The sequence below is a fragment of the Yoonia sp. SWMV100 genome, assembly GCF_056108365.1.
Genome location: NZ_JBWBAQ010000003.1, coordinates 151,421 through 163,661 on the forward strand (window position 1 = coordinate 151,421; position 12,241 = coordinate 163,661).

A 12,241-nucleotide genomic window follows, 5' to 3' on the forward strand; every position below is an offset into this window, starting at 1 on the left:
AAACGGGTTCAGAAGACGCGAACTGCGACAATGGAACAAAAATCGCCCCTGATCACGCCGGTTTTGATTGCCGGCTGTATTATTATCATGACCGGGTTCGCCATCCGGGCATCGTTCGGGGTCTTTCAAATTCCCATCGCCAGCGAATTCGGGTGGGCGCGCGCCGAATTCAGCCTTGCGATTGCGATCCAGAACCTTGCATGGGGGTTTGGTCAGCCGATCTTTGGTGCGATTGCGGAAAAGATCGGCGACCGCAAAGCAATCGTAATGGGGGCGCTGTTTTACGCTGGCGGGTTGCTGCTGTCATCTGGCGCAACGACACCTGCGGCGCATCAGATGTATGAAATCCTTGTCGGGTTTGGGATCGCAGGCACCGGGTTCGGGGTCATCCTTGCGGTCGTCGGGCGCGCGGCATCAGACAAAAACCGATCAATGGCGATGGCAATTGCAACCGCCGCCGGTTCCGCAGGCCAAGTGTTCGGGGCGCCGCTGGCGGTTTACCTGCTAGGTTTTATGACGTGGCAGATGACTTTTGTCACCTTTGCTGGCCTGATCCTAAGCACGCTGCTGGTACTGCCTATGATGCGCAGCCCGTCCCGTGCAAGCCGTGCAGAAATCGAAGAATCGATGGGCACCGTCCTGCTGCGCACGTTCAAAGACCCGTCTTATGCGCTGATCTTTTTAGGGTTCTTTTCGTGCGGCTATCAATTGGCGTTCATCACCGCGCATTTTCCGGCCCTTGTCACTGAAATGTGCGGCGCAATTTCACCTGACGGGATGCTGGCAGGCATGGGGATTACCACGACCAGCGCCCTAGGCGCCGTCGCAATTTCGCTGATCGGTTTGGCCAATATCGGCGGCACACTGATCGCTGGCTGGGCGGGCAACCGATATTCGAAAAAATATCTGCTGGCTGGTATCTATGCCGGGCGGACGATCATTTCGGCGGCATTCATTATGATGCCAATAACGCCCACCACGGTACTGCTGTTTTCAGTCGGCATGGGAAGCCTGTGGTTGGCGACTGTGCCGCTCACGTCTGGCTTGGTCGCGCATCTGTATGGGTTGCGGTATATGGGTACGCTTTACGGCGTTGTATTTTTTTCGCATCAACTTGGGTCGTTTATGGGCGTTTGGTTGGGTGGCCGCATGTACGATGCGTTTGGCACCTATTCCTATGTCTGGTGGGTCGGGGTCGCGATTGGCGCATTCAGCGCGGTGGTTCACCTGCCGATCAAGGAAAACCGCCCTGTGCCGATCCCCGCCTAGGGTTTCATTGCGCGGACCACTGCGGCCAAAACCTGCGTGCAATGGGTATAAGGCGCGTCATGGCCCGCGTCTGCCACCATTTCCTGGCGAATGTCACGGCGCCACTGCGCCAAGACACCCAAGCCCTGGATCGGGATCGGCACATCGTTCTCCGCCCAGATAGCGACTGTTGGCACATCAAGGCGCCCGAGCTTGCGGTGGTCGTGTTCTTGGATCTCGGACAGCATACCACGGCGGCTAGACAAAAGCGCAGGCACGAACCCGCGTTGCCGCAACTGTTGGCGTTGCAGGTCATACACGGCATTCAGCGCAGGATCATCGACATGTCGCGGAATAGACTTGCGCATACGCCGGGCGGCAAAAACACCATGCACCCAGTCGCCGATCACGACGTTCTTGCGGCAAAACTGCGAAAACTTGCTTTCGGTCATCACGACGCCGGCCGGTGCGACCAGAATGACCCGCTTTACGTAATGGGGATTTTCAGCAGCAAAAGCAGTCGCAATCGCGCCCCCCATCGAATACCCCACAAAGGTGATATCTTCCGTGAGCCGCAGCGCAGCAAGCAGATCGGTCAACTGTCGCAGAAAATATGTGCGGTCTTGCCGACCTGCCACGCTGTCAGAAAGCCCGCGCCCGTAAAGATCATAGATCAGAACGCGGTAGCCCATATCGCCCAACCCTTTGGCGAACGCTTCGAACCCCTGTGCGGGCGTCGACAGCCCGTGGATAAAGACCGCGACAGGGCCACGCACCGGGCCAACCCAGCGATAATGGGTGTGGCCTTGGCTTAGCTTTACCAGTTCACCGCTTGTCTGGGCGCGATCATTTGCGCCGACGGGCTTGCGCAGCAGTTCAAGCAAAATCGGCAATGCAGCCACAATAAGAACGATCGTTACACTTAAAAAAAGCCACATATCAACTGCCTCGCATTTAGGCTGGGGAACGAACCCGCTTTTGCCATACCGCCAGAATGTAGCGGCTTGTCATCAAATCAAGATGCGCCCCGCCGCCGTTTTTAAACAGGGTAATTTCTTCAGGGCGGGTGCGCACAAATTTGTCTAACGTATAATAGTCAGCCACGATATCACTTTGGGCAATGGCCCCTGACATCAGCGGGATTTTAAGCTCTCCGATGTGGCCGATCGTGGTTTCGAAGCTATCCACAAATATCCGCGACCGTTGCAATGCCATATCATCGACTTCGCGCATATCAGGGCGATAAGCCCCTATCAGATCAATATGTTGACCGGGCCGCAGCCATTCGCCTTTGATCAAAGGCTCCGTGGACATCGTTGCTGATGTCACGATATCAGCGCGCTGCACAGCCTCGGCAAGATGTTGCGCAATACGCACATCGGGATAGATCGCTTGTAACGCCTTCGCGCCCTCTGGCGACCGGTTCCAAACCGTAAATTGCGCATCAGGAAAGGCCGCGCCGTAGGCCGCACGCAAATTTTGCGCCACGGTTCCTGCGCCGACGATCAGGATTTCCTTGCTATCCGGGCGCGCCAGACGCCGCGCCGCAAGCAGGCTGTCGCCCGCGGTTTTCCATTTCGTCACAAGGTGAAAATCGACAATCGCCTCAAGCGATCCATCGTCCCCCGAGAACAGATTGACCGCGCCCCCAACTGCGGGTTTCCCCAACGCGCGGTTCCCCGGAAAGATGGTCGCACATTTCACCGCCAACCCCATGCCCGCGATCCACGCAGACCGGTTCAGCAGCGTGTTGTCGCCTGCGTATAGAAACACATCCGCCACATCCGCCTTTGACAGGTCGTGCCCCGCGGCCATTGCATCCGTCAGGTCCAGCCAATCCAGCAGCCCATCACATGCGGCAAAGGGGATCATTGCGGTCATCGTGCTGCGTCCTGTGTCAACAGCCCCTCGGACACCAGCCTGTCGGCCCAGCCTTGCGGGTGTTCAAACAGATGCGTCTGCCACCCCCGCTTGGCCGCGGTCGCAATGTTATCGACGCGGTCATCAGCAAATAGTAATGTTTCCGGAGCAAGGCCGCAGTCCTGTTCAACCATTTCATAGATGCGATCGCCGGGTTTGACCTCGCCCATGTGACCAGAAATATAGCGCCGGTCGAATTCGGTCAGGAATGGATAGACAGGTTCCGCAATCTCGAATGTTTGAATGCCGAAATTAGACAGCGCAAACACCGGCACCCGCGCCGCACGCAAGGCGCGCAACAGGCGGACCGAATGGTCGATGGTCGGTGTCGCCATGTCGGCCCAGTTGTCATGCCACATACGCACCTCTGCCGCCCAGTCCGCGTTCGCGTCAGCGGCTGCGTAAATCGTGTCGCGAAAATTGTGCCCGCGATCGACAAGATCGTTGATGCCGTGCAGGTCAATTTCGGCAAACATGGCCTTGCGCCGCTCAGCGCCGATCACCCTGTCGTAAAATCGCTCTGGCTGCCATTCAATCAGGACATTTCCGATGTCAAAAATTACCGCCTCGATGCGCGCCATTTTGCGTCCTTTGTTTTGCTGTGTCATACCTTATCAGCCGGCTAGGGTCTGTAAACGCCCAGTTGCGCCGCTTGCCGCACCATTCGTTCAAGCGCATCAAGAAATCGGGCGCGGTCGGCCTTGCCAAAAGGTTTTCCGCCGCCTTGCCGAAATGGATCCGCGGCGCGCATGTCGGCCATCAAATCGCGCGTGGCCAGCACATTACCGATGTTGGCCGTCGTTAAGGGTTCACCATTGTGTTTCAGCACCAGCGCGCCACCTTCAATGCAGCGTGCGGCCAACGGGATATCGCCGGTTATGACGACGTCGCCCTTGGTCGCGCGGTCCGCAATCCACATATCCGCCACGTCCGGGCCATCGGGGACCACAACGGTTTCGACCAGCGGGTTTTGCGAGGGACGGATGCCACCGTTGGATACAATGAACATCTTGAGCTTGTGCCGCGTCCCGACCCGTTCGACCTCGGCTTTGACCGGGCACGCGTCGGCATCAACATAGATCATGCGTATAGCGCCTGCGCATGGAAATTGATGTGATCTTCCATGAAGGTCGAGATGAAGAAATAGGAATGGTCGTATCCCTTTTGCAGCCGGATCGTGCCTTCTTGTCGCTTGGCGGTCATGGCCTGCGCAAACGCGTCGGTGCCAAGCAGGTTACCAAACTGATCATCGGTTCCGGTGTCGATCAAAATAGGCCCGTCGAAACCTTTGGTTTGCATAAGAACCGTTGCGTCATGCAGCCCCCATTTGGATTCGTCCGCACCCCAATAGGCGGTAAATTGTTTGCGGCCCCAATCACTGTTCAACGGGTTGCAGATCGGCGCAAATGCAGAAACGGACCGGAACCGGCCGGGCAGTGCCATCGCAAATGTCAGCGCGCCATGCCCACCCATCGAATGACCGCAAATCGACTGACGGTCCATATCGATCGCAAAGGTCTTACCAACCAGCGCCGGTAGCTCCTGCGCGATATAGGTCCACATCTTGTAATGCTTGCTCCAAGGTTCCTCGGATGCGTCGACATAGAACCCCGCCCCTTTTCCAAGGTCATAGGCGTCATCGTCAGCAACATCATCGCCACGCGGTGACGTATCAGGAAAGATCAGCGCGATCCCTTGCTGCGCAGCCCAAGCCTGCGCGCCTGCTTTGGTCATGGCATTTTCGTGGGTACATGTCAGCCCAGACAGAAACCACAACACAGGAACCGGTCCGTGGGCGGCTTCTTCGGGTAGAAACACTGCAAAAGTCATATCACATTTGCATGCATCAGACGCGTGGGAATACACGCCTTGGGTGCCGCCATAGCAGCGATTTTCGGAAATAGTTTTCATGGGCATCCCTTTCATTTGCAAAAGGGCTAGCGCAGTCAGTCGCCAATGTCACCCATCGGCAGGTCGCATCAATCGAAGGTTCCAGCCGCCCGCGCCAAAAGCATGAACGCGCGCGCCGTGCGTGTTTCCGCCAGCGCCAGCAACGCGTCGTCCTGTGCATGTGGCGCAAAGGCTGCAATCAGCTTGTCAAACCGGCGCAGGAAATGCAGCGCAGAGTCGTGGAAAATGGTGTCATCGCGCATCCGCTTGCCGATGCCGCCTAACGCCACAGGGTCAGTGACACCACCCAAGGCTTCGACGCGGGCACCACGGCTGCCGTTTGCAAATTGGCGCCACAGGTCCGGGGATGCGGGGTCCACATGTAAATCGTCCATGTAAATGCCATCCTGCGACAGCAGGGTCAGTACATCTTGGCTTGCCTGAACCAATTGCCGCATTTCAGGATCGCGCAGGGCCAGCCGCAACGCCGCAAAACCTTCGGTGTCATCTTCGTTATCAGGAAAATTCAGCGCACGGATCAATTCGAATTGTCCCAGCGCCTTGGGAAGTGCAGGAGCGCCAGCCGCCGCTGAAACTGGCGGTGGAATATCGCGCGCAGGTTCGGCAACGGGCGCAGGTTCGGCCGGCTCCGGGCGCTGGGGCGCGGGTTGCGCTGGACGGGTTTGACGCAAAGCATCCAACGATGCTTGCATCCGAAATGATTCGTTGCGCATGTCGCGCTGCGCCTGCGCAAGAGCGGCGACCAGCAAAATCATCGCGGCCGGCAGCAGAACTGACACCAAAAGCATCACGAACCGCAGACTGTCAAAGCCCGCGTCGGTCATTATATGTGGCGGCAAAATCAGAAAAAAGAGTGCCGACAGCGCAACCCAACCGCCCGCCATGATGAACGCGCTGCGTTCCACGCCAGTGGTTTTTTGTTCGGACCGCTTATGCAACGACTGCGACATTTGGTGCAGGCTTTCTATTTGTAGGTGATCGACAGAATTTCATAGCTGCGGACGCCACCCGGTGTGCGCACTTCGATGCTGTCGCCTTCGTCTTTGCCAATCAGCGCGCGCGCCAAAGGGGACTTCATGTTCAGTTTGCCCGCTTCGATGTCAGCCTCGTATTCGCCAACAACCTGATAGGTTTTTTCTTCGTCTGTGTCTTCGTCGACCAGTTTTACACTCGCCCCAAATTTCACGGTCCCGGACAGTTTGGCAACGTCAATTACATCCGCAAGCGAAATTACGCCTTCCAACTCTTTCACCCGGCCTTCGATAAAGGACTGCTTTTCTTTGGCAGAGTGATATTCCGCATTTTCAGACAGATCACCGTGTTCGCGCGCGTCAGAGATGGCGCGGATAATCGCAGGCCGTTCAACCGACTTCAGGTGCTTCAGTTCCGCATCCAGCTTGATAAAGCCAGCGCGTGTGAGTGGGATTTTGTCCATCGTACTTCCCTCTTCGGGTATTGGTGTCAATCGAACGTTCATAGCCTATGCAGGGTGATCAAAGTCAAGACCTTGCCGCGCTTACATGTCACAGCACCGGATTTTGACGTTGTGTCTTGATTGCCCCATAATCCCCCTTCAGGTAACCCTTGCTGCAACCGATTAAAAGGGGGCGAGGCCCCACCCGAAAAAAGGATGTGCCAATGGCCGATATTGAACGCGAAACGATGGAATATGACGTTGTAATTGTGGGCGCCGGACCTGCCGGCCTGTCGGCAGCGATCCGCCTGAAGCAGCTTGATGCCGATTTGAACGTCGTCGTGCTGGAAAAAGGGTCCGAAGTGGGCGCACATATTCTATCGGGCGCTGTTCTTGACCCGATCGGCTTGAACAAACTGATCCCGGATTGGAAAGAAAAAGGCGCGCCCCTGAACGTGCCTGTCAAAAAAGACAATTTCTATATGTTGGGCGAAGCCGGTCAGATCCGCGTCCCGAATTTTGCAATGCCGCCGCTGATGAACAATCACGGCAACTACATCGTTTCGATGGGCAATGTGTGCCGCTGGATGGCCGAACAGGCCGAAAACCTAGGCGTCGAGATTTTTCCCGGCATGTCCTGTTCTGAACTGGTCTATGGCGCAGATGGCGCGGTCAAAGGCGTCGTTGCGGGTGAATTTGGTAAAAACGCCGATGGCAGCCAAGGTCCGTCATATGAACCGGGCATGGAACTGCACGGCAAATACGTATTCTTGTCCGAAGGTGTGCGCGGATCACTGTCCAAGCAGGTGATCGACAAATTCGCACTGGGCGCGAGCCACGATGTCCAGAAATACGGGCTGGGCATGAAGGAAATCTGGGAAATCGACCCTGCCAAGCACAAAGAAGGCACTGTGACGCATACGATGGGCTGGCCTTTGGGTGGCAATGCCGGTGGCGGTTCCTTCATCTACCATCTTGAAAACAATCAAGTGTATGTCGGCTTTGTCGTTCACTTAAATTACAAGAACCCACATCTGTTTCCATACATGGAATTTCAGCGGTTCAAACATCACCCTATGGTCGCGGATCTGCTAAAGGGCGGCAAACGGGTCGCCTATGGTGCCCGTGCTATTACCGAAGGCGGTTATCAGTCGATGCCAAAGCTTACGTTCCCGGGTGGTGCGCTGCTGGGATGTTCCGCCGGCATGGTCAACGTACCGCGCATCAAGGGCAACCATAACGCCATGCTGTCTGGCATCGCCGCAGCAGAGGCAGCTTTTGCAGCATTGCAATCAGGCCGTTCCAGTGACGAACTCGGCGATTACGAAGCCGCTGTGCGCGAAGGCGAAATTGGCGCTGATTTGAAAAAGGTGCGTAACGTCAAACCCTTGTGGTCCAAGCACGGTCTGCTCGCATCGCTCGCTGTTGGCGGCATGGACATGTGGACCAACACATTCGGGTTCTCCCTGCTCGGGACGTTAAAGCACGGCAAGTCCGATGCCGAAGCCACCGAAGAAGCCAGCAAGCACAAACCAATCACCTATCCCAAACCAGATGGCACACTATCGTTTGACCGCCTGACCAACGTGTCGTTCAGCTTTACCAACCACGAGGAAAGCCAGCCCGCGCATTTGCATCTCAAAGACCCGTCTGTGCCGGTAAACATCAACCTGCCGAAATATGCAGGCCCATCCGCACGGTACTGCCCGGCAGGTGTGTATGAATTTGTACAAGAGGAAGGCAAAGACACCCGGTTTGTCATCAACTTCCAGAACTGCGTCCACTGCAAAACTTGCGACATCAAAGACCCGAGCCAGAACATCACATGGACGGTGCCACAAGGTGGCGATGGACCGAACTATCCCAATATGTAACGTAAAGGGCCCCGGTTGGGGCCCTTTTTTTTCGCTACGGTCTGGGAATGGAAAACCTTGTGCGGGGTTTACTCCAGCACGTATCCAGACGGCCAAGTCAGCGTATAGTTCAATGTGACCTCTTGCTTTTCGCCTGCGGGCACTGACAGGTCCCACTCTAGAATACCGCGTTGGTTTTCGGGGGCTGAGCGGGTGACAGAGGGTGTCGCCGTGATGTCGACCTTAAGGTCGTCCTGTTCGGAATAAGGCACCGCGTCCCGCAACAATACATCCCAATCTTGCCCGGTCAGGTTTTCAACAGTCATCACTGCCTGTTCGGTTAACTGGTTGCTGCTAGAGAACACACCACGGTCGCCTTCGGTCCGGTTTGGTGTGGTGCGTGTCAGCACGATCCCGTCAAGCGGACCAAAGCCCATGTCGGTCTCGACACCCGCGGCGAGCAGCGGCAATGACCCAAAGCCGACCATTGTGCCATCTGCAAAAATCATCGCCTCACCGGGTAGCAGCACCTCGGGGCTGGTATTGGTGAATTTTGCGACGCGGTAGGCAATCGCGTCACGGCTTGGCGCGGCTTCGGCCCAGACATCCGCGTCAAACGAAAGCGTATCCAGTGGCATCCGCAGATCATCGACCCCGTTGCGGATTGTGACGCGACCGGGATAGGTATAGGTCACTGCGGCACCGCTAAAGTCTGTGGTTGCCTGTACGCTTTGCGCACCAGCGCGCGACAGTTCGGCGTCTTCCATTATGACCATCGGGGACGGCGCGGCGGCAGGCGCGTCATACAGGGTCTTGCGGCGCTCCAGCTCTTCTTCGGATACGATTCGGCGCGGGTAGGCCCAAACATCGCTAGGGGATACCTGTTCGCCGGGGCGCGCGGTGGACAGCACCAGCTTTACGTCCACCCAGTCCTGACCTGTTTGCTGGCTAACCACGACCGATCGGTCAATATCAACGCTGGGTGCATCACCTGTTGTCAGGCGCACATCATAGACGGGCGTCCAGTTGGCGTACCCTTCCATGGTGTTGACGTCGATAGTGACTTCGCCGGCCGTCGCGACATCAAGCGTAAACGTCAGCACCGATCCGTCCTGTTCAGGGGCCATCAGCGCATCAAGGGCACGTTGCGCATCGCGCAACGCCTCAACATCGTCCTCGCGGGCGCGCTCGGCGGCTTGGGCCTCTTGCTCGGCAGTAAATGCCGCCTGACGCAGCGCCAGTGTTTCGGCCCCCACCATCTGCGCCAACGCCTGAATATCGGTGATCGTGCTGGCAGTCAGACTGTCACCAGCGCTCGCCTGCGACATGCTTTGCAGAAATGCTATTTGTCCTTCGGCGGCCTGCACACGCAGGCGAATTTGTGCGATGGCAGCGTCACGCTGGCGCAGCGCGTCTTCCATCTGTTCGACAGCGTCTTTTGCGGCTTGAATTTCGGGCGACGTCAAATCCGGCGTGACAGGCAAACGATCATAAGCCAAATTGACCGCGCCAATTTGGGCGCCATCTGTCGCGGCAAGGCGTAGGCCTGCGCTGGCCAGCCCCTGCGGCAGTCCGGGCACGATAACTTCGTGTTGGCCAGCGGGCACATTGATTGTCAGCAGACGGCTGACTTTGGCTAGACCGGGGTAAAGCGTTACCGTGTCCACGCGGGCCTCTGCGGTAAAGGTATCGGCAAAAGCGGGCGCGGAAAGCGCGATCAGGCTCGTGGTCAGTAAAAGGCGAAACATGGGAATCTCCTGCAAATGTCGCTTGTGGTTGTATAGCGTATGACGCGGGTGATGTGTTGATCCTTGGCGGGTTGTTAAAATAATTTCAAAGCGCGGCAAGCACGCGCAATTGACCCTGCGCGCAAAGCCGCCCACACAGGCCGCATCGGTTTAAAAAGGCCCCGCGATGCAAAACAATATGACGCGCACTAACCGTGCCAATGTGGTGGGCAGCCTTTGGATGGTGGCCGCAATGGCCTGCTTTGCGATCGAGGACGTTTTCGTCAAGGCGGCGGCGGAAACGCTGCCTGTTGGACAGCTGCTGATCCTGTTCGGGTTGGGCGGCACATGCGTGTGCGCCGTCGCCGCACGCGCCAGCGGGGCCGTTTTATTCAGCCCAGCGGTCCTGTCGAAACCGATGCGGATACGTGCAGGCTTCGAGGTTGCAGGCCGTTTGTTTTACGCACTGGCGGTGGCGCTGACCCCGCTGTCGGCGGCGACCGTGATCTTGCAGGCCACCCCGATTGTGGTGGTCGCCGGGGCCGCGCTGTTTTTTGGGGAAACGGTTGGTTGGCGCAGATGGTTTGCGATTGTCCTTGGATTGACGGGCGTGTTGATCATCATCCAACCAGGCACCGAGAGTTTTTCGGCAATGTCGATGCTGGCGGTTTTGGGGATGTTCGGTTTTGCCGGGCGCGATCTGGCCAGCCGCGCCGCGCCGCGGTCACTGGGGATTAGCGTTTTGGGGTTTTACGGATTTCTGGCGATCGTGGTTGCCGGGATCATCTATGCGCTTTACGAGCGGGCTGCCTTTGTGCTGCCAAGCCCGGCGGCGGGGCTGTACCTGCTGGGTGCGATCCTTGTCAGTGTTCCGGCCTACACTGGCCTGATGATTGCCATGCGGACAGGGGAAATATCGGCCGTTGCGCCATTCCGGTATTCACGACTGCCATTTGGGGTGTTGTGCGGGGTGATCTTGTTTGGAGAAACGCTCAGCCCGTGGATTTTGCTGGGTGGTGCATTGATCGTGCTGTCGGGCATGATCATCTTATGGCGCAGCAAATCAGTGGCGCGATAGAAAAAGGGCGCATTGCTGCGCCCCCTTTTTTATGTGTGCAGGCTCAGCCTTTTTTCAGGCATTCGCGGCCCAGCAGTTCGGCGATTTGCACCGCGTTCAGCGCGGCCCCTTTGCGCAGGTTGTCAGCGACACACCACAGGTTAATCCCGTTATCGATGGTGCTGTCCTGGCGGATGCGGCTGATGAAGGTCGCGAAATCACCGACACATTCGATCGGGGTGACGTAACCGCCGTCTTCGCGTTTGTCGATCACCATGACGCCGGGTGCTTCGCGCAGGATGTCGCGGGCTTCGGCCTCGTCCAGGTGGTCTTCGAATTCGATGTTGATCGCTTCGGAGTGACCAACAAAGACCGGCACGCGGACGCATGTTGCGGTCACTTTGATCTTGGGGTCCATGATCTTTTTGGTTTCCGCGACCATCTTCCATTCTTCCTTGGTCGTGCCGTCTTCCATGAAGACGTCGATGTGCGGAATCACGTTAAAGGCGATTTGTTTCGTAAACTTGCGGGGCGGCTTGCTGTCGGTCGGGTTGTAGATCGACTTTGTCTGATCCCACAGCTCGTCCATGCCTTCTTTGCCTGCGCCCGACACCGACTGATAGGTGCTGACGACAACCCGTTTGATCGTCGCGCGGTCATGCAGCGGTTTCAGCGCGACAACCATTTGGGCGGTCGAACAGTTTGGGTTGGCGATGATGTTTTTCTTGGAATACCCATGAATCGCGTGTGCGTTTACTTCGGGCACGATCAGCGGCACATCAGGGTCGTAACGGTACAGCGACGAGTTATCGATGACCACACACCCTGCCGCCGCGGCCTTGGGGGCGTAAATCTTTGTCGCATCAGAGCCAACAGCGAACAGCGCCATATCCCAACCGGCAAAGTCAAACGTGTCGAGGTCTTTGGTCTTCAGGGTCCGTTCGCCAAAGCTGACTTCGCTGCCCATCGACTTGCGGCTGGCAAGCGCGACGATCTCGTCCACTGGGAATTCCCGTTCGGCGAGAATATTCAACATTTCGCGGCCCACGTTACCCGTAGCGCCGACAACGACGATCTTATAGCCCATGAATATGGCTCCTGTTTTGCGACT

The 12,241-nt window shown here is 57.2% G+C and carries 12 protein-coding genes; 3 read left to right on the forward strand and 9 right to left on the reverse strand.

Annotated features, from left to right (window positions below):
• Positions 1-30: 30 nt before the first annotated feature.
• Positions 31-1,269, forward strand: coding sequence for an MFS transporter (locus ACXJGX_RS05565; protein ID WP_474779487.1), 1,239 nt, complete (start codon positions 31-33; stop codon positions 1,267-1,269).
• Here the strand turns inward: ACXJGX_RS05565 and ACXJGX_RS05570 are convergent.
• The 7 genes from ACXJGX_RS05570 to greA all read right to left on the reverse strand — a co-directional run bounded on the left by ACXJGX_RS05570 (position 1,266) and on the right by greA (position 6,514).
• Positions 1,266-2,186: an alpha/beta fold hydrolase gene (locus ACXJGX_RS05570; RefSeq protein ID WP_474779489.1), complete on the reverse strand. Its 921-nt coding sequence runs from the start codon at positions 2,184-2,186 to the stop codon at positions 1,266-1,268. The two genes, ACXJGX_RS05565 and ACXJGX_RS05570, sit on opposite strands and share 4 nt — an antisense overlap.
• A 16-nt stretch (positions 2,187-2,202) precedes the next feature.
• Complete coding sequence (locus ACXJGX_RS05575; RefSeq protein WP_474779491.1) at positions 2,203-3,129, reverse strand: ornithine cyclodeaminase family protein; 927 nt, start codon at positions 3,127-3,129, stop codon at positions 2,203-2,205.
• On the reverse strand, positions 3,126-3,776 hold the full coding sequence (locus ACXJGX_RS05580; protein WP_474779493.1) for an HAD-IA family hydrolase: 651 nt from the start codon (positions 3,774-3,776) through the stop codon (positions 3,126-3,128). The genes ACXJGX_RS05575 and ACXJGX_RS05580 overlap by 4 nt, the downstream gene beginning before the upstream one ends.
• 14 nt (positions 3,777-3,790) lie before the next feature.
• Positions 3,791-4,252 carry a YaiI/YqxD family protein gene (locus tag ACXJGX_RS05585; RefSeq protein ID WP_474779495.1) on the reverse strand — a complete coding sequence of 154 codons (462 nt, stop codon included), beginning with the start codon at positions 4,250-4,252 and terminating at the stop codon, positions 3,791-3,793.
• Entirely contained in the window at positions 4,249-5,079 is an 831-nt protein-coding gene (gene fghA / locus ACXJGX_RS05590; protein ID WP_474779497.1) for an S-formylglutathione hydrolase, read from the reverse strand. Before fghA ends, ACXJGX_RS05585 begins: the two co-directional genes overlap by 4 nt.
• A gap of 68 nt (positions 5,080-5,147) precedes the next feature.
• A complete protein-coding gene (locus ACXJGX_RS05595) occupies positions 5,148-6,029 on the reverse strand; it encodes a hypothetical protein (RefSeq protein WP_474779499.1) in 882 nt (293 codons plus the stop codon).
• Positions 6,030-6,043: 14 nt separating this feature from the next.
• Positions 6,044-6,514 (reverse strand): transcription elongation factor GreA, encoded by a 471-nt coding sequence (greA, locus tag ACXJGX_RS05600; protein ID WP_474779501.1) that lies wholly within the window; start codon positions 6,512-6,514, stop codon positions 6,044-6,046.
• 203 nt (positions 6,515-6,717) lie between these two features.
• On the opposite strand from greA, the gene ACXJGX_RS05605 reads away from it, so the two are divergent.
• Positions 6,718-8,367 carry an electron transfer flavoprotein-ubiquinone oxidoreductase gene (locus ACXJGX_RS05605; RefSeq protein ID WP_474779503.1) on the forward strand — a complete coding sequence of 550 codons (1,650 nt, stop codon included), beginning with the start codon at positions 6,718-6,720 and terminating at the stop codon, positions 8,365-8,367.
• Positions 8,368-8,435: 68 nt separating this feature from the next.
• On the opposite strand, the gene ACXJGX_RS05610 is transcribed toward ACXJGX_RS05605, so the two are convergent.
• Complete coding sequence (locus ACXJGX_RS05610) at positions 8,436-10,094, reverse strand: DUF4139 domain-containing protein (protein WP_474779505.1); 1,659 nt, start codon at positions 10,092-10,094, stop codon at positions 8,436-8,438.
• A 178-nt stretch (positions 10,095-10,272) separates the two neighbouring features.
• Here ACXJGX_RS05610 and ACXJGX_RS05615 point away from each other — a divergent pair, with 178 nt between their 5' ends.
• Positions 10,273-11,151, forward strand: coding sequence for a DMT family transporter (locus tag ACXJGX_RS05615; RefSeq protein WP_474779507.1), 879 nt, complete (start codon positions 10,273-10,275; stop codon positions 11,149-11,151).
• Positions 11,152-11,194: 43 nt separating this feature from the next.
• On the opposite strand, the gene ACXJGX_RS05620 is transcribed toward ACXJGX_RS05615, so the two are convergent.
• Complete coding sequence (locus tag ACXJGX_RS05620; RefSeq protein WP_474779509.1) at positions 11,195-12,217, reverse strand: aspartate-semialdehyde dehydrogenase; 1,023 nt, start codon at positions 12,215-12,217, stop codon at positions 11,195-11,197.
• Positions 12,218-12,241: the final 24 nt, after the last annotated feature.